11 protein-coding genes are annotated in these 18,969 nt (G+C 63.8%); all 11 read left to right on the top strand.

Features of this window, described 5'->3' with window-relative positions:
* The first annotated feature begins 34 nt into the window (after positions 1–34).
* Genes ACIQTW_RS18225 through ACIQTW_RS18175 form a run of 11 tightly spaced genes read left to right on the top strand, consistent with a single transcriptional unit; the run spans position 35 to position 18,946 of the window.
* Positions 35–1,456: a DUF58 domain-containing protein gene (locus tag ACIQTW_RS18225; protein WP_402939798.1), complete on the top strand. Its 1,422-nt coding sequence runs from the start codon at positions 35–37 to the stop codon at positions 1,454–1,456.
* Entirely contained in the window at positions 1,453–3,936 is a 2,484-nt protein-coding gene (locus ACIQTW_RS18220) for a transglutaminase domain-containing protein (RefSeq protein WP_402939795.1), read from the top strand. Before ACIQTW_RS18225 ends, ACIQTW_RS18220 begins: the two co-directional genes overlap by 4 nt.
* Positions 3,929–5,479 (top strand): RDD family protein, encoded by a 1,551-nt coding sequence (locus ACIQTW_RS18215; RefSeq protein WP_402939793.1) that lies wholly within the window; start codon positions 3,929–3,931, stop codon positions 5,477–5,479. Before ACIQTW_RS18220 ends, ACIQTW_RS18215 begins: the two co-directional genes overlap by 8 nt.
* On the top strand, positions 5,476–6,402 hold the full coding sequence (locus ACIQTW_RS18210; RefSeq protein ID WP_402939790.1) for a PP2C family protein-serine/threonine phosphatase: 927 nt from the start codon (positions 5,476–5,478) through the stop codon (positions 6,400–6,402). Before ACIQTW_RS18215 ends, ACIQTW_RS18210 begins: the two co-directional genes overlap by 4 nt.
* On the top strand, positions 6,389–8,128 hold the full coding sequence (locus tag ACIQTW_RS18205) for an FHA domain-containing protein (protein ID WP_402939787.1): 1,740 nt from the start codon (positions 6,389–6,391) through the stop codon (positions 8,126–8,128). The genes ACIQTW_RS18210 and ACIQTW_RS18205 overlap by 14 nt, the downstream gene beginning before the upstream one ends.
* Positions 8,125–9,930, top strand: a complete 1,806-nt coding sequence (locus tag ACIQTW_RS18200) for a protein kinase (protein WP_402939784.1) — start codon at positions 8,125–8,127, stop codon at positions 9,928–9,930. Before ACIQTW_RS18205 ends, ACIQTW_RS18200 begins: the two co-directional genes overlap by 4 nt.
* A 45-nt stretch (positions 9,931–9,975) precedes the next feature.
* The gene (locus ACIQTW_RS18195) at positions 9,976–10,680 is read left to right on the top strand and encodes a hypothetical protein (RefSeq protein WP_402939781.1); all 705 of its coding nucleotides are present in this window, start codon (positions 9,976–9,978) and stop codon (positions 10,678–10,680) included.
* Positions 10,677–15,131, top strand: a complete 4,455-nt coding sequence (locus ACIQTW_RS18190; RefSeq protein ID WP_402939779.1) for an FtsK/SpoIIIE domain-containing protein — start codon at positions 10,677–10,679, stop codon at positions 15,129–15,131. The genes ACIQTW_RS18195 and ACIQTW_RS18190 overlap by 4 nt, the downstream gene beginning before the upstream one ends.
* A gap of 12 nt (positions 15,132–15,143) precedes the next feature.
* Positions 15,144–15,779: a hypothetical protein gene (locus tag ACIQTW_RS18185; RefSeq protein ID WP_402939776.1), complete on the top strand. Its 636-nt coding sequence runs from the start codon at positions 15,144–15,146 to the stop codon at positions 15,777–15,779.
* Positions 15,780–15,818: 39 nt separating this feature from the next.
* On the top strand, positions 15,819–18,125 hold the full coding sequence (ligA, locus tag ACIQTW_RS18180; protein ID WP_402939774.1) for an NAD-dependent DNA ligase LigA: 2,307 nt from the start codon (positions 15,819–15,821) through the stop codon (positions 18,123–18,125).
* Positions 18,122–18,946, top strand: coding sequence for an inositol monophosphatase family protein (locus ACIQTW_RS18175; RefSeq protein ID WP_402939771.1), 825 nt, complete (start codon positions 18,122–18,124; stop codon positions 18,944–18,946). Before ligA ends, ACIQTW_RS18175 begins: the two co-directional genes overlap by 4 nt.
* The last annotated feature ends 23 nt before the right edge of the window (positions 18,947–18,969 follow it).

Raw genomic sequence — 18,969 nt, 5'->3', positions numbered from 1 at the left:
CCCACCGCACCCCAGCTCGAACAAAGGCCCATACATGTCCTCCAGCACACCCCTGAACAGGGCTGCTGACTCGTTCAAGCGCGTTACGTCTGCTCTTGGCGGCAAGATGCGCTCCCTGCGCGGCCCTGACGACGAGCCGGGCAAGCGCCCCGGCCGGTCAAGCCAGCGCGGCCTATCCAGCAAGCTTGGCCAGTCCGGCAAGCTCCACCCCGCCGCCGTATGGTCGGAAGCAGCCGGAACTGCGGGCGACTTCCTTGCACCGGGGTGGACAAAGGTCAGGGCTGTTTGGCTGAGGTTCGTCTGGCCTGTCCTGGCAGTGGTGAGCCTGCTGGGCTGGGTAGTGTTGGCTGCCTCGATCGGGCTTTGGTGGGCGGGACAGGCATGGGGTTGGCAGGAAGCCAAGTCAGCGGCCATGGTGGCGTTCCTGCTGTTTCTCCTTGCCATCGGCTTCATCGTGGGCCGCTCGGCCTATGGCGTGGTTCTGGACCTTGCCCGCACACGGGTGGCAGTGGGGGATGACGCCGTGGGCAGCATTGCCGTGTCCAATGTGTCCACGAGGCCGTTGTTGCCTGCGGCGTTGGAGCTGCCGGTGGGTTCCAACACGGCCGTTTTCCACTTACCCCGCATGAAGCCGGCCCAGGTGCACGAGGATCTTTTCACCATCCCCACGGCGCGGCGTGCAGTAATTGTTGTGGGTCCCGTCCGATCTGTTCGCGCCGACCCCCTCCACTTGCTTCGTCGTCGCGTGATGTGGACCGATCCCGTGGACTTGTTCGTCCACCCCCGGACCGTGTCCCTGGGCAGCTCGGCGGCCGGCTTCATCCGCGACCTTGAAGGCATGCCCACTACGGAGCTGTCCAGCGCGGATGTCTCCTTTCATGCTTTGCGCGATTACGTTCCCGGGGACGATCGGCGCCACATCCACTGGAAGACCACGGCCCGCACCAATAAGCTCATGGTCCGCCAGTTCGAGGAGACCCGGCGCGCACACCTGGCCATCTCGCTCTCCATCAACACAGACGAGTATGACTCCGAGCCTGAGTTCGAAATGGCCATCTCTGTGGCCGCTTCCATTGGCAGGCAGGCCATTCGTGAGCAGCGTGAGTTGGACGTCTTGACCCAAAAGGGGCCGCTCCGCTGCGAAACGGGCAGGAACCTGCTGGACGACATGACGCGCATTGTCGGGGCATCCATGCGGAAGACCGCCGTCGATCTCGCCCGCACCCTTTCGGACACCGTCCCCAACGCCTCCGTGGTGTTCTTCGTAGTGGGCAGCCACGTGACAGCCACGCAACTCCGCTCGGCGGCCGCGTCCGTTCCCCCCGGCGTGCGGAGCCTGGCGGTCCGTGTCCAACCTGGAGCGGCGCCGTCGCGGGCCAACATCGCCGATCTGACGGTCCTCACGGTTGGTGACCTGGATGACCTCGCCATAGTTCTTCGAAAGGCGGCAGCATGAGCACCGCTCCTCATCTCCGCGTGCGTCCCCGCGCAGCCAAGGCAACCCGGTCCGCCGGCCGCAGCACCGGAAAATCGATTCTCGACGACGGCAGGCCACTGTGGCATTTCGCCGTCGACTGCGGGGCGCTACTGGTGCTGCTCTTCCTTGGCGTCCTCGGTTTTACGCTGAGCTTCGGGGGTGACGCCCACTACCTGGTCGCAGGTCTGGGTGGTGTGCTGCTGGGGCTGGGCACCGCTGTCCTCAACGTGCGCTTCCGACTGGGACTGCTCATCACCGCTGCCGTAACATTTGGCGCCTACATGGTGTTCGGCTCGGCATTGGCCGTACCGGACTCGGCTGTATTCGGATTCCTGCCCAGCCTCGACTCCTTGCGTACGCTTTTGCTGGGCATAGTCTTTGCCTGGAAGGACATGTTGACCGTTGGCGTTCCTGTGGGCACAGCGAATGGCATGCTCATTGTGCCGTTCCTCAGTTCTTTGGTGACCGCCCTGGCAGCTGGGCTGCTGACGTGGCGTTTGAAGAGCCCGTACTGGCCGTTGCTTCCGGTGCTGGTCCTCTTTGTCACGGGAATCGCTTTCAGCACCAGCGCGGGCTTCCTCAATGTGGAGCGCGGCGTCTCTCTGACCGTTGTGTCCATCGTGTGGGCGACGTTCCGCCGTGACGTGCTCCGACGAAACAGCACCAAGACCGTTTCGGCCAATAGGCCGGGTTCCGACGCCGCCACAGCCCGCCGCGGCCAGCTCCGCCGCCTAGGGACTGCTGCAGCCGTGATCGCTGTTGCTGTGGGCGTCACCGCCATTGCCTCGCCATTTGTAACCGCCAGCGATGACCGAAAGGTGCTCCGCAACACGATTGTCCCGCCGTTCGATCCGCGGGAGTACGTCACACCCCTTGCGAGCTTCCGTAACTTCGTCAAGGACGAGAAGGACAGCACGCTGTTCACGGTCAAGGGGCTGCCCAAAGACGCTCGCGTCCGTTTGGCGGCGCTGGACGCCTTTAATGGCTTGAACTACAGCATGGATCCCAACAGTTCCGGCAACTTCAGCAAGGTGGGCGATGCCCGGTCGCTGAACACCTTGGCGGACTCCGGGAACCCGGTGAACGGCACCAACTACTCGCTGGACATCACCATTGAGGATTATCAGGGCTACTTCGTGCCGGGTGGCCGCCACACCACGGGTATGAGTTTCGCGGAAACTTCGGGTGCTGCTTCCGGGCTCTACTTCAACGCCGGCACGGACACGGCCGTGACCACCAAGGGCCTGGCCAAGGGCGACAGCTACACCGTGCAGGTCTCGGACCCCGGGACGCTGGAGCACGGCCAGCTCACGCAGTACGACTTCGCCAAGCTCGCGCTGCCCGAGGCGGAGGAAGTGCCACCGATCGTGGCTACCCAGGCGAATCAGATTTCCGCGGATGCACCTACGGCCATTGACCGTGTCCGGCAGATTGAGGCCCATTTCCAGAAGAGCGGTGCTTTCAGCAACGGCCTGGTGGCCGATGGGCAGCTCCCGAGCCTTCCCGGCCACAGCGCTGCGCGCGTCCGCAACATGCTCTCCGCCAAGCAGATGCTGGGTGACGACGAGCAATACGCCGTGTCCATGTCCCTCATGCTCCGCCATCTTGGTATTCCTTCCCGCGTGGTCATGGGGTTCTACCCCGATCCCAAGAGCCCTGAGAATGGCGCCGGCGATATCAAGATCACCGGTAAGGACGTCCACGCTTGGGTTGAGGTGGCGTTTGACCGTGTGGGGTGGGTTCCTTTCGATCCCACCCCGCCCAAGGACAACGTGCCCATCCCACCCGACCCGGAAAATAAGTCCAAACCCAAGCCGCAGGTGCTGCAGCCACCGCCCCCGCCGCAGGAACCCGCGGACTTGCCACCGGATTCCACTCCGGACGCCCTGGACGCTGACGAGAAGAAAAACAACCCGTGGCTCTTCTGGGGGCCGCTGCTCGCGGCTATTGGCGTGGCACTGATTCCGTTGGGGATCCTCGCCTTGCCGCTGCTGCTGATCCTCCTGCTGAAATCACGACGCCGGAAGGCCCGTTTCCGTGATGGCCACCCGGCCCAGCGGGTTGGCGCCGGATGGAACGAAGTGCTGAGCCTGGTCACCGACATGGGTGCCTCGATTGACACCAAGTCCACCAGGCGGGAATCGGCCACAGTCATCGCTGATGCATTCCCTGCCTCCGGGACCACCACCACCACGCTTGCCCACCGGGCCGATGCTGCCGTCTTCGGTGCCGGTCAGCCCAGCGAGGAGGAGGTCAAGGAGTACTGGGAGATCGTTGATACGTCGCTGACGGACATCACAGGAAGCGTCGGTTTCTGGAAACGGCAGCAGGCACGGTTCTCACCGCGGTCCTTGCTGTCCGATGGCCGCGTGGCCCTTCGCCGCCGGCAACAGACGCCTGGCGACCCGGCCAAGCCCCGCTTCACGTTGCCGTTCAAGAAGGACGCCACCGATGAATAATGAGACAGAACTTTGCCCGGCTTGCCGGCAGGGGGTCCGTCCTGGCGCGACGTTCTGCACGCAGTGCGGTTCACCGCTGAACAACCGTGGTGCCCGAAAAGAGGGCAACATCAACCATGCACAGAAAGCAGCGTTGGAGTTCGCCAACCGGCAGGGCTTCGCCGATCCCGGTAGTATCTCGGTAGTGTCGGCGCCGGCGTCGCCGATGCAGCACGGATCAAAAACCATGCCGGACCGAATGCCGGGGCCAGGGGGAGGGACCACTATGACCACCAAGCTCGAGTTGGCGCCCGCCTCTGCCGGGAAGCGCTTGGGCGCAGCTGTGCTGGACTGGTTGGGTCCCGTTGCCGTGCTCGCCACCACGTTCGCCATTGGAATTGCCGGCATCACCCAAACCCGCAGGAACGGCTTCATCGTCTATGACACGGGTCTCCTGGTTCTCTTGGGCAGCATCGGCCTGGGTGTGACCGTGGTTTACACCTTTGTCCTCCTCGGAATTGAGGCAAAGTCCGGTAACACCATCGGCAATCAGCTCATGGGTATCCGCAGTGCGGACTCGGACGGCTACGCTCCGGGCGCTGGTGTGGTTTTCGTTCGCGGGATCCTCACAGGGGGACTCCTGCTGCTTGGCTCCATCGCTGCCGTCATCCTGTCGGCTCTTGGACAAATTGGGCTGGTCCTGTGGATCGCACTGCCGCTGATGTTAGTTGGTGTTGTCTGGGCCTTCCTTGTAGTCGTATCCAACGCCTGGGACAACAACGGCAAGCTGCGCGGCTGGCACGACAAAGCAGCGAAGTCTTTGGTGTTTGACGTGAACGCGGGTCGCAATCCGGTGACCACGGGAGGCATCCAAGGTCCCTACAGTTTCGCGCCGATGGATCTACCGCCGGTTCAACCCGTCGCTTCCCCGGTCCCGTCCGGGCCCGGCCAGGGCGTTCGTCAGAGCGCGAGTCCACTGCCAACTCCGGCGCAGTCCGCTCCTGCGACACCCTCTATGCAGCCTTCCCATGATCCGAACCGGTGGCGCCCACCCACGGCGCCCTTCACGCCGGCACCCCGCACATCAGCAGCACTAACCGGGTCTACAGCGCCGATCGCATCATTGTCATCGAGCCCTGCTGCGGTTGCACCTCAGGAGACTCCTGCGGCCGTTTCCCATCCGGACGACGATGTGGAGCGGACCCAGATGCGCCCCGGGGCAGCCCGTGCCCAAGCCGTCCTGCGGATTCGGATCGACGATGGCCAGGACATCCAGTTGGGCGGGTCAGTCCTCCTCGGCCGTAACCCGGCGCCGCAGCCGGGGGAAACCGTGGAACAATTGCTGCCCGTCGCAGACCCCGGCCGGTCCATCTCCAAAACACATTTACATTTGCGCGTTGATGGCGACGGTGTCTGGGTCACGGACCGAAAGTCCACCAACGGCAGCGCTGTCACAACCCCCGATGGCATCCAGACCAGGCTCCACCCGGGCGAAGCGAGCTTTGTCCGTCCCGGTTCCACCGTTCACTTCGGGGACCGTTCCTTCCACCTAGGACAAGCATGAATTCACAGCCGGCCACACCCGCCAATGCCGAAGAGGGTCCCGCCGCAGGAGGGTCCTCTTTTCGGCTCAGCTACGGGTACGGAACGGATCGCGGGCTTCGCCGCGAACTGAACGAAGATTCGTTCATTGCTTCTGACCCCGTCTTCGCCGTGGCCGACGGCATGGGCGGGCATGAGGCGGGCGAGATTGCCAGCGGCATGTGCGTCAGGGCTTTGGGCAGCGCCCCTGAGTTGTCAGCCGGCGTGCGCACAGCTTCAGCGGCCGACCTGCAGTCATGCCTGCTGAAGGCCGACGCTGCCATCCGCAACGCAACGGGGGCCCGCGCCGGGACTACGCTGTCCGGCGTCGTGGTGGTGGAGCAGATGGGCCTGCCCTACTGGCTGGTGATGAACATCGGCGATTCCAGGACTTACCGCCTCAGCCAAGGGGAGTTTGCGCAGGTAAGCGTTGACCACTCCGAGGTGCAGGAACTGGTGGATTCCGGGGATATCACCGCGGAGCAGGCCACCGTCCACCCGCGCCGCCACGTTGTTACCCGTGCTTTGGGTACCGGTGACGAAACCGAGGCCGATTTCTGGTTGCTTCCCATCCAGGAAGGTGACCGGATCATGATCTGCTCGGACGGTCTCAACGGGGAACTGGGCGATGACCACATGTTCCGCATCCTTAGCACTGTTGCCCATCCGCAGGATGCCGTGGACGCATTGATCCAGGCTGCCCTGAGAAGCGGTGGCAGGGACAACGTCACCGTCATCGTCGTGGACGCCAAGAACGTCTTGAACGACGCCGGCATCGCCACCACTGCGCCGCGCCCCGAGGTCGCGGCCGAGGTGGAAGAAGATACCCTTCCCCGCGCCTGGGTGAATGGCACCGGCGAGGTAGCAGGGGCTGGGCAGGAGGAAGGCGTCGATGGCAAGCAGTAACCACCTTTCGCTGACCCGCTATCAGCAGGGTGACTGGTTCGGCGTGGTGCGGAGCGGAACCGTGGTGCTCCTCGGCCCGGACACACCGCACGCACTGATCGACACCGTTTGGGAGTCGCTGGCATCCGCGCCCGAGGCCCACGAAGTCCTGCACGAGGTGACGGATGCCTTTGGCGTTTCCCTCAGCCGGATCCCGCCTTTCGGAATCATCGACTCCAAGGACGCGCTCAGAGTGTTCCTCCGCGGAGACCTCGAACTTGTTGTGCAGACGGCCCGCGGCGAGGAAAGCCTCACGGGGCGTGACGTCACCACGTGGACGGAACGACGACTCGCAGACGCCACCTCTTACAGCCTCCGGATAGGGAACAAGCCTGCCCCGTCCGCGGGATTTCCGACGGCGGCTGAGGGCCTGCCGCCGAACGGCTCGCCCTTTAACAGTCTTCCGCTGGGAGAGGGCGTGGTGCTCCTGGTCTCGATAGAGGCATCGGCCCATGCTGCCACCGAGGCGGCCAGTAAACCTGAAGTCCGGCCCGCAACGGTGTCGGACGAAACCATGATCGGCTACACGGAAGCGGACCTTGGCCTGACGATCGCACCCGGTCACGTGGTTCCCGCCAGCGAATCGTCCACTGACGAGTTGGTGGCTCCCAAGTCGTCAGCTGCCAACGTGCCTGCCGTCGACGTAGCTGCGCCGGAGCAGTCGGCCGCGCTCGAAGAGGCGGAGCTGGAACCAGCCAGCGAGGCAGATTCGGAAGCATCCGAGGTGCCCGTCCACACAAGTACCACTGATCCAGTACTTCCGTCGCTGGAAAACACCACAAACTATGACCACCTGTGGGACAAGACGGTGATGCGCAACATCGAGGACGCTGCAGTCCGCACGGACGAAGGGTGTGACGAGCACGACTCGCCTGCGTCCGCTACGCCGGATGCCCCACCAGCTACGGAACCGGTTTCGCCGGCACCGGAGAGCCCGTCTCCAAGCCCGGCGGCCGAAGCAGCAAGCGGGCTGATTGACTCCGTCCCGTGGCTGCGCGGCGGTACCTCCACCCCTGAGCCGGGCAGTGACCAGCAATCAGCTCCGCCCACGCCCCTACCCGGTCCTGCGGCCCAAGTACCGGCCGCTTGGTCGTCGGCTCCGGCGGCCATGGCCGCGGACGAGGACTCTGACCATGACGGACAAACCATCATGAAGAGCAGCCTTCCCACTGAGGACAAAGCCGTTGCCGAAGCTGCGGAAAGGCGCGTGGAAACGTCGGCCGTCAACGGGCCGAGCGTTTTGGCACGGATGTGCTCCCAAGGGCACGCAAACCCACCCACGTACCCGCAGTGTTCGGTGTGCGGGGTTGCCGTTTCCGGTGACGCCGTCCACGTCCCCCGTCCCAGGCTGGGCAGGATGCGGCTATCAACGGGTGAGCTTATTGATCTTGACCAGTCGCTCATCATCGGCCGCCAGCCGTCGGTTTCCCGTGTGCAAGGCGGCACTATGCCGCGTCTGGTCCAAGTGGACAGCCCCGGCGGGGACATTTCCCGCTCGCACGTTGAGGTCCGGCTTGAGGGTTGGCACGTCATGTTGTGCGACCTGAAGGCAACCAACGGCACCGTACTCATCAGGGAAGGCCAGGCACCCCGCCGGCTTGCCCAAAACGAAATGGCCATCCTGCTGGACGGCGACATCGCCGAACTGGGCGACAACATTTCATTGCGTTTCGAGGAGATTCTTTGAGTTCCAAGAGGCCCCCTGCGCCGCCTCCACCCATCCCGGGTTTCAAGTACATCAGCCTGCTCGGCTCCGGTGGCTTCTCGGATGTCTACCTATATGAGCAGGATCGGCCACGCCGAAAAGTAGCAGTCAAGGTGCTGTTGTCCGATTTGAAGACCGAAGGGGCCCGCCGCCGCTTCGAGTCCGAAGCGAACCTTATGGCGCAGTTGTCGTCGCACCCTTACATCGTGACGATTTTCGAAGCCGAGATCACTGAGGACGGACACTCGTACCTTGCCATGGAGTACTGCTCCCGGCCGAGCCTCGACGTCCGTTATCGTCGCCAGCGATTCAGCGTGGATGAGGTCCTGGCCGTCGGAATCCAGGTGGCTTCCGCCGTCGAGACCGCTCACCGGGCCGGTATTGTGCACCGGGACATCAAGCCTGCGAACATTCTGGTCACCGATTACAACCGGCCTGCCCTGACTGACTTTGGAATCTCCGGCACCATCGGCGCAGACACCGACGACGACGCCGGCATGTCCATCCCGTGGTCTCCGCCGGAGCAGTTCCGTGGAGGTGCCGTTGACGGTGTTCCTGTGGACATCTGGGCCTTGGGTGCAACGCTGTACACGCTGCTGGCGGGTCGTTCGCCGTTTGTCCTTCCGGGACAGGACAACTCGCAGCGGGAGCTGATCTCCCGCATCACCAACTCACCCCTGCCCAGGCTGGGCCGTGCCGACGTTCCGGAGTCCCTGGAACTCGTTCTGGCTACGTCCATGGCCAAGTCAGCGGAATCCCGCTACTCATCGGCACATGCTTTCGCACTGGCACTCCAGCGGATCCAGGCTGAACTGAACCTGTCCGTGACGCCATTCGAGGTTCTCGAGGAACCCGGGCACGGTGACGACCAGCACCCGGACGACAACTTCGAGGAAACACGCGTCCGGAGCATCGCCTCGATCGATCCCGACGCCTCGGGAACAGCCACCACAGGGTCAGCGCCCACTTTCCCGGCGCGAACCTTCCCGTCCACCGTTCCGGGCTCCACCCAACAGCCGATACAACAACCGGCCCAACCCGCCAACCCCCCGCAAACAGTGCAGTCCCACACGGGGCTATCGACTCCGCCGCAGTTCCACGCTCCGGCACCGGGATACTCGGCACCGGGATACGCGGCGTCGGGACACACAGCACCGGGATACACGGCACCGGGATCGTACACAGCCCCCGGCAGCCAAAACGCTCCCGCCGAGCCTGACACGGCAGAGTCCACAGTGCTGCGTGGCTGGCAGCCTTCACGTCCCCAGGACGATCTTGGCGCAACGGTCAGTCGCGCCAACGCTACCTCCGGTTCATCGCCGGTCACGCAGGAGCACGCTCCACCAGCAGACCACAGCAAGCGCAACCTCTGGCTGGCTGCCAGCGGCGCTGCAGTGCTGGTAGTAGCCATTGTGGTGGGCGTGGTGTTGGGCGCACAGGCGCAGCCAAAGGTGGCACCCACGGAAACGACAAGCAAGGAGCCGGCCGACCCTCTGGGAGATGGCGGCGTTCCGGAGGTTGCGGGAATGTCCGCGGCGCGGGACACCAAGGACCGGAATATTGTTGTCTTCTCCTGGACAAACCCGGACCCGTTGCCCGGAGACACGTTTAAATGGCGGGTCAAGTCGGCAAAATCCGAAGGCGTCTATGAGACCACGTCCACTGGAAAGGCGTTCCTCGGCGCGCTGGCTGACCCACCGATCTGCGTGCAAGCAATTATTGTCCGTGCTGACGGCAGTGCCTCACCCGGCGGGCCCGATTCCATCGCCTGCCTGGACGACTAACCGGCACATGAGACTTACTTACCGCCGACTGAGGAGGCACAGATCATGGGGGATCTAGCAATAGATTTCTGTGGGGAATGGTACGAACCATCCGATGAGGACATCTTCGATATTGGACGCGAAGGTGACCTGGAAGTGGACGACAACCCCTATCTGCACCGACGCTTCCTGCAGATCGCCCGCTACGACGGCATGTGGTGGCTCAGCAACGTTGGCAGCATGTTGTCCGCCACCATTGCTGACGGTTCGGGCGGCATGCAGGCCTGGCTTGCGCCCGGGGCCAGAATCCCGCTGGTCTTCAGCCACACCAACGTGATTTTCACGGCCGGACCCACAACCTACGAGTTCGCTGTTCACTTGAAGACGCCGTCCTTCCGCCACGAAGCACGCGACGACGACCAAGCGGGAGACACCACGATCGGGCCGGTGGTCTTCACCGATTCGCAAAAGGCACTCATCGTCGCCTTGGCCGAGCCCATGTTGCGACGCGACGGCACCGGCTTCAGCGCCATTCCGTCCTCTGCCGAGGCCGCGAAACGACTGGGCTGGGCCCTGACCCGCTTCAACCGCAAGCTGGATAACGTCTGCGACAAACTGGACCGCGTAGGCGTAGTTGGACTGCGCGGCGGGGTCGGAAAACTCGCCACCAACCGCCGGGCGCGCTTGGTGGAACACGCCGTGACGTCACACTTGGTGACGCCGGCTGACCTGCATCTCCTTGAAAAAATGACTGGAGTCGACGAAGGATGAAGTTCCGCCTGACCTTGCGGCGTGACCCTGCGGAAGCCAAGGACCTCGCCGTAACGGTGGACGGTCGTGCAACCGTGGCTGACATTGCCACCGAACTTTGGGCTGCCGACCCCGCACGAAAGGGGACCGAACCGCCGTCGAACCTGTCCATCAGCGTGGACGAGGCTTTCGTGGGCGGCGGGCTCTCCGGGCACGTCCTACGGCCCACGGACAACCTGCTGGAGTCCGGCCTGCGGCCAGGGTCCAAGGTTTCACTCGCGCAGGTGAGCGAGCAGTTTGCATCCAACGGGCACGCCAACGGTAATGGCAGGGGACCGGCAGCGGCGACGTTGCGCGTGATGTCAGGGCCCGACGTCGGGCGCGAATTTTCACTGCCTTTCGGCACCAGCTACATCGGCCGGGACCGCGACGCCGACATCCGTTTGTCGGACCCGCTGACGTCCAAGCGCCATGCACGGATCACGGTGGGCGAAACCGTGGAAATCGTGGACACGAACTCCGCCAACGGTCTCCTGATGGATGGGCTGCCGGTAACCCGGGCAACGCTCGAATCCTCTGACACCGTTACTTTGGGCGATACCTCCGTAGGTGTCGTTGCCCTGTCCCGAAACCACGGCGGTGGTCCGTCGTCGCCGCTGGTGGATTTCAACCGCTCGCCGCGCGTGCTGCCCAGGTTCGAGTCGCCCAAGCGCGTGCCTCCTGCGGGTCCGAAACGCCCGGAACACCAGCCCTTCCCTTACATCATGCTGATCGTGCCGCTCCTGATGGGCGGCGTGCTCTTCGCTTTCACGCAGAACCTGCTCTCCGTGATTTTCATGGCGATGATGCCGTTGTTCATTGTCGGGCACTACGTGGATCATAAAATGCAGAGCAAGCGGCAGGCCAAGGAAGGCCACAAACAATTCAAAGCCGCCATGCTGGCCTTCCGCGAAGACATCGACAAGCAGCAGAACATTGAACGCGCCGTCAGGCTCCAGGAAGCGCCATCCGTGACTGACACCGTGGACGCGATCTACAAACTCGGGCCCCTTCTCTGGACGCATCGCCCGGAGCATCAGCACTTCCTCGGGGTTCGCTTCGGACTGGGCTCCGCACCATCGCGCATCCAGTTCGACGAACCAGGCGCCAATGAAACTGAACCGCAGTACATGCGGGAAATTCAGGAGTGCCTGCAGCAGGTCCGGGTCATTGAAGGCGTTCCGATCGTGTCGCAACTGCGCACCTCGGGTTCCTTTGGCGTGGCGGGGGACCGCAGCGTGGTGGACGACGTGGCCCGCGGCATGGTGCTCCAGTTGGTGGGACTCCATTCGCCGGCCGAAGTTGTCGTCACGGGACTGACCTCGGCCCGTTCCCGTGAGCGCTGGGACTGGCTGCAGTGGCTCCCGCATGTCGGTTCAGGCCACAGCCCCATCTCGGGTGATCATCTCGCTGCCGGCCCCGGTGCAGGTGCGGCCTTGTTGTCCCGGCTCGAAAATCTTGTGGAAGAACGCGAAACCCTGGCCAAGGAGCCTGGCCCGCATCCGCGGCCTGGACTGAAGAACGAGCAGGAAGAAGTTCCTGGACCCGTGGTTCCGGCCGTCCTGGTGATCGTCGAAGACGACGCCCCCGTGGACCGCGGCCGTCTCACGCGGTTGGTGGAACGCGGCCCCGACTACGGCGTACACGTCATGTGGGTGGCGGCCAACGTACAGTCGCTTCCCGCAGCATGCCGTGACTTCCTCTCCGTGGACGGCGATCACGGCACCACAACCGGCCAGGTCCGCTTGGGTCGCCACACGTACCCGGTGAGCTGCGAAAGCGTTGACGCGGACCTCGCAACGCAGTTGGCACGCATGATGTCGCCGCTGGTGGATGTTGGAAACCCGCTCGACGACGACTCCGACCTCCCGCGCGCCGTCTCCTACGCCACGCTGATCGGCAAGGAACTGATGGATAATCCACAGGCCGTGGCCGAGCGTTGGCAGGAGAACAACTCTGTCCATGCCACGGCCGTGCCCAACCGGAAGGACAACGGCAGCCTCCGTGCGCTGGTTGGTTCCAAAGGTGTGGAGCCGTTCTACCTCGACCTCAAGAACGAAGGTCCGCACGCGCTGGTCGGCGGAACCACGGGTGCCGGTAAATCCGAGTTCCTCCAGTCCTGGGTGATGGGTATGGCGGCCGCCTACAGCCCGGACCGCGTCAGCTTCCTGTTCGTGGACTACAAGGGCGGCGCCGCATTCGCTGACTGCCTGCACCTTCCACACACCGTTGGCCTGGTGACCGACTTGTCCCCGCACCTGGTTCGCCGTGCACTGACATCACTGCGGGCGGAGCTCCACTACCGTGAACGGCTCCTGAACCGTAAGAAAGCCAAAGACCTCCTGGCGCTGCAACGCGAAGCCGATCCCGAGGCGCCCCCGTACCTCATCATCATTGTGGACGAATTCGCGGCGCTGGCTACCGAAGTTCCCGAGTTCGTTGACGGTGTGGTGGACGTCGCTGCCCGTGGCCGTTCCTTGGGCCTGCACTTGATCCTGGCGACGCAACGGCCTGCCGGTGTCATCAAAGACAACCTGCGGGCCAACACCAACCTCCGCGTTGCCTTGCGCATGGCCGACGAAGTGGACGCAACAGACATCCTGGGCGTTCCGACGGCGGCATATTTTGATCCGTCCATTCCCGGCCGCGGTGCAGCCAAGACCGGGCCCGGTCGTATCCAGGGCTTCCAGACCGGGTACGCCGGCGGCTGGACGACGGAGAAGCCGCAGCGACCCCGGATCGACATCGTAGAGATGGCGTTCGGGTCCGGCCCTGCATGGGAACCGCCCTTGGTGTCGCAGGTTGAAGAAGAACCCGCCGGGCCCAACGACATCGCCAGGATGACCGGAAACATCATCCGGGCCGCTGAGGTCCTGTCCATCGAGCCTCCCCGGAAGCCTTGGCTCAACGAACTCGCCACTACCTACGATTTTTCCAAGCTCCCTAACCCGCGGACCGATGAGCGGCTCCTGCTCGGCGTGGCGGATGACCCCGCCCACCAGGATCAGCCCACAGTGTTCTACGAGCCGGACAAGGACGGCAACATGGCCGTCTACGGCACGGGTGGATCCGGTAAGTCGGCTGCCCTGCGAGGGATTGCGATCGCCGCGGCTGTCACGCCGCGTGGTGGGCCGGTTCACGTCTATGGAATCGATTGTGGTTCCTCGGGACTCAAAATGCTCGATGGCCTTCCGCACGTAGGCGAAATCATCAACGGCGACGATGTGGAGCGCGTTGGGCGGCTGCTGCGGTGGCTCAAGGAAGTGGCTGACGACAGGGCGGCACGGTTCGCTGAGGTACGCGCCTCCACCATCGTCGAATACCGGCAGCTGTCCAACCGCCCGGACGAGAAGCGCATCTTCATCCTGGTGGACGGTATGTCTTCCTTCCGCGAATCCTACGAGTACAGCAACTTGTCTGCGCTCTGGGACATCTTCCTGACGCTGGCCACAGACGGACGTCCCTTGGGTATCCACCTGGTAGTCAGCGGTGACCGCACCAACTCTGTTCCGGCGTCGCTCCTTGCCTCCATCCAGAAGCGGCTGGTCCTGCGTCTCAGCTCCGAAGACGACTACATGACCCTCGATGTCCCCAAGGATGTCCTCAACGCAGCCTCGCCTCCCGGGCGTGGCCTGCTGGATGGGCTGGAAGTTCAGCTCGCCGTGCTGGGAGGGAACTCGAACCTCGCGCTCCAGGCCCGGGAAGTGGCCAAGCTCAACCAGGCGATGCTCCGCCAGGGACTCGAGCAAGCACCGCAGATCCAGCGACTCCCGGAACTGGTGGACTTGGACATCCTGCCCACCGGTGCCCCGGACAACCCAGTGATAGGTGTCGACGACGAAACGCTGGGTTCGGCGGCCATCGCCGCCAAGGGATCGCTTCTGCTGGCTGGCCCTCCAGGCGCCGGACGCACAGTCGCCCTGGTCACCTTGGCCTACGCCTTGCGGCGTTCCAACCCGCGCACTGACTTGATCTACATCGGTTCCCGACGCTCCGCCGTGGCATCACTGAACATTTGGAGCAAGTCATTGGTGGGGCCGGACGAAGTCTCGGACGTAGTGGATGACCTGATCGACAAGGCCTCGGACAACCCTGGCACCATGGCCATCTTCATCGAGGGCCTTACCGAGTTCACGGACACCTTGGCCGAATCCGGCGTGGGACGTTTGGTTACAGCCGCAATTAAGGCCGATCAGTGGGTGGTGGGCGAGTCTGAGACCTCCACATGGTCCCAGGCCTGGTCCCTTGCCCAGCCGTTCAAGTCCGGACGCCGCGGGCTTTTGCTCAACCCAGGGGATGTGGAAGGCGACAGCCTCCTCAACACCTCCTTGGGCCGCATCAGCAACGACTTCATCCCGGGCCGCGGGTACATCGTGGGACGTGGAAAGGTACGCAAGCTCCAAATCGCCATGCCGCCTGAAAACCGTAGCTAGGAGGCTACCTACATGCGACACCCCATAGTTCCAGCCGCGGTGCTGGCTGTTGGACTGCTGTTTGCGCCCGCTGCAGCCGCACATGCGGCGCCGTGCGATGGGAAGATCCTCTGCGTGCCCTCCGAGGCACCCACGGAACCGGAAGCCACGGAACCGGAACCTACGCAGCCCGGGCTCGCCCCGGAAACGGACAAGATCCCGTCATCCAAACCGGAGCCGACCCGGGTCAGGGAGCGGGAGGTTGCTCCTGCGCCTGCCCCGCCGGTCAAAGCACCGGTGCAAGCCCCGCAGCCTGTTCAGGTACCGCAACAACCCGTAGTGACCCAGTTCGTCACTGTGGCACCCCAGACAACCGGTGCGGCGTCGAGCTCTTCCGCACCCACCGCAACCTCTGGTACGACGTCGGCGTCAGCAACGCCGTCGCCCTCTCCGTCCACTGGCTTGGCAAGCGCGAGCCCGGGCAAATCCTCCAACTGGAACACGCCGGTGGATAAGGGCAAGGAGACGGAAGCGGCCGCGTTGGCTTCGAGCTCATTTTCGGGTCCCAATATGCTCGGACTGTTCGGCCTCCTGGGGGCCGTCCTGGTGGTTGGCCTGGGAGGGCTGGCATTCGCGTTATGGAGCAAGAACCGGTTGTCGTCCCACTAGCAACTCTTTAATGTCCGTGGGTTACGGCAAGATAGACCTGTGAGCACACCAGAGAATCCGGATCCGGTCGACACCACAACCCAAGACGCCGCTGCGGCAATCGTCGCGGAGGAAGGGACTCCGCCGTCGGAATCCCTGCGGGATGAGTACGAGCAATTAGCGGACCTGGTCCGTAAGTACCGGTATGCCTATTACCAGGAAGACTCGCCAACGGTTTCCGACGCCGAGTTCGACGAACTTTACCGCCGGCTCGAGGAACTGGAAGCACTGCACCCGGAGCTCGTCTCCAATGACTCGCCCACGCAAGAGGTTGGTGGCGAGGTCTCGTCCGCTTTCGCGGCGGTGGAGCACCTGCAGAGGATGTACAGCCTTGACGACGTCTTCTCCCTGGATGAGCTTGAAGCCTGGGTCCGCAAGGCTGAAGCGTCGGTGGCGAAGCTCGGCGATTCCGTCCCGCCCATCGCGTGGCTGACTGAACTGAAGATTGATGGCCTTGCCGTCAATCTGTTGTACCGGGACGGGAAACTGGTCCGGGCCGCCACCCGGGGCGACGGCACCACGGGTGAGGACATTACCCACAACGTCCTCACCATCAAAGAGATTCCACGGCAACTCAGTGGTTCGGGTTATCCGTCGGAAGTCGAAATCCGTGGCGAGGTGTTCATCCCCTCCAAGGCCTTCGTCGAATTCAACGAGACGCTCGTCGCCGCCGGCAAAGCGCCGCTTGCCAACCCCCGCAACGCCGCCGCTGGTTCGCTTCGCCAAAAGGATCCCGCTGAAACTGCCAAGCGTCCGCTCAGCATGTTCGTCCACGGAATCGGTGCCCGTGAAGGGTTGGAGGCCAAAAGCCAGTCGGAAACGTACAAGCTCCTCGAGGAATGGGGGCTCCCTGTCAGCCCGTACCTCAAGGTATTGGACACGTTCGACGACGTCCTGAAGTTCATCGCCGACTACGGTGAGCGCCGGCATAAGCTCCTGCATGAGATCGACGGCATTGTGGTCAAGATCGATGACTTCGCCACCCAGCGTGCACTTGGTTACACCTCCCGGGTTCCCAGGTGGGCTGCTGCCTACAAGTACCCGCCCGAAGAAGTCCACACCAAGCTCCTGGACATCGCCGTCAACGTTGGCCGCACAGGGCGCGTGACTCCTTTCGGCCTGATGGAGCCGGTGAAGGTGGCCGGTTCCACGGTGGGAATGGCGACCCTCCACAACCAGGACGTGGTTAAGGCCAAGGGTGTCATGATCGGAGACATCGTCATTCTCCGCAAGGCCGGAGACGTCATCCCGGAGATCGTCGGCCCGGTGCTGGCACTGCGTGACAAGCAGGATCCACCGGTGCGCGAATTCGTGATGCCCACGGAATGCCCGTCATGCGGCACGCCGTTGGCTCCGTCGAAGGAAGGCGATGTGGACATTCGTTGCCCCAACGCCAAATCCTGCCCTTCGCAGCTGCGGGAGCGCGTGTTCCACCTCGCAGGCCGCGGCGCGTTTGATATCGAAGCGCTCGGCTGGGAAGCAGCCATTGCCCTCACGCAGCCGGCTGAGCCTGAGACGCCGCCACTCACCAGTGAGGCCGGCCTGTTCAGCCTGACGCGTGAGGTCCTGGCGGACGTCAAGATCCGCAGGGAAAAGCGGTCCAAGGGTGTGGGAACGGGCGAATACGAACTGGTCCCATACTTCTACACCAAGGGAACGGCCAAGTCTCCGTCAAAGCCCACTGCAACAACGGAAAAACTGTTCGCGGAGCTGGAGAAGGCGAAGACACAGCCGCTGTGGCGAGTACTGGTGGCGCTCTCCATCCGGCACGTCGGGCCAACTGCATCGCGTGCACTTGCCACCGCCTTCGGGAGCATGGATGCCATTCGCAATGCCACTGAAGAACAGATGGCTCACGTTGACGGCGTCGGACCCACCATTGCAGTGGCGCTCAAGGAATGGTTCGCCGTGGATTGGCACAACGAGATCGTGGACAGCTGGGCGGCTGCCGGCGTGCGCATGGAGGATGAACGGGACACTTCAGTGCCGCGGACCCTTGAGGGGCTCACAGTGGTAGTCACCGGTACGCTGCCCAACTTCAGCCGCGACGAAGCCAAGGAAGCCATCATCATCCGCGGCGGCAAAGCCTCGGGCTCCGTCTCCAAGAACACCAGTTATCTGGTGGCCGGCGACAGTGCCGGCACCAAGCTGGACAAGGCCGAGCAACTCGGCGTACCGGTGCTGGACGAGGACGGCTTCCGCGAGCTCCTGGCCAACGGACCGGCACAAACCGGGACGGAAGCCGAAGCGGCAACGGATGAAGCAAACGTAGTGGATGAAACAGCAGTGGAAGCGGCGGCCGAATGATGGACGCCAACGAGCTGCTTGCTGTAGCAAAACGTGCCGCGGCTGCGGGCGCTGCCGTCCTTGCACAGCGGTCCGCCACCGGCACCGGCGGCGACGGTCTGGAAACCAGCAACAAGGGCGAGGCCGGCGACTGGGTCACCGCTTTTGACGTCGCAGCCGAGAACGCGGTCCGTGAAGCGATCATTGCCGAACGGCCCCACGACACCATCACTGGGGAGGAACACGGCACTACCAGGCCCGAACAGCCCTCGGGATACCGCTGGTCCATCGATCCCCTGGACGGGACCACCAACTTCATCCGCAACATCGTCTACTACGCCACCTCCGTTGCCGTAGCAGATTCCGACGGCGTCTGGCAGGCCGGCGTGGTTCACGCGCCGGCGCTGGGGCGCACCTACTCGGCAGCCCGGGGTCACGGTGCGTGGATGGAAGCCGGGGGAGAGGTGACGCGCCTGGCAGGTCCGGTTCCCGGGCGCACCGGCCTCATCCTGGCCACCGGATTCAGCTACGATCCCGCTACCCGGGCCAGGCAATCTGAAGGTCTCGCCGGGCTCATGGACGGATTTGCCGACGTCCGACGCCTCGGATCGGCTGCACTGGACCTATGCTTGGTGGCGGACGGAACCTTCGACGCCTACGGTGAACGGGGCCTCAACGAGCACGACTTCGCTGCAGGTGCGCTCATTGCGGAAGAAGCTGGTTGTTGGGTGCGCCGGCCTCGCCTGGAGAGCCCCCTGCATGGCGGTCCGAGCACAGAAGACCGGTTATCGGCCTGGATGTGCGCAGGGACCTTGGAGCTCTCCGGCAAATTCCCGTTGTGACTATTAGCCAGTGACCATCAGCC

The sequence above is a fragment of the Paenarthrobacter sp. NPDC090517 genome (assembly GCF_044769165.1).
Classification (GTDB): domain Bacteria; phylum Actinomycetota; class Actinomycetes; order Actinomycetales; family Micrococcaceae; genus Arthrobacter.
This window is presented reverse-complemented; position numbering and strand designations above follow the sequence as displayed.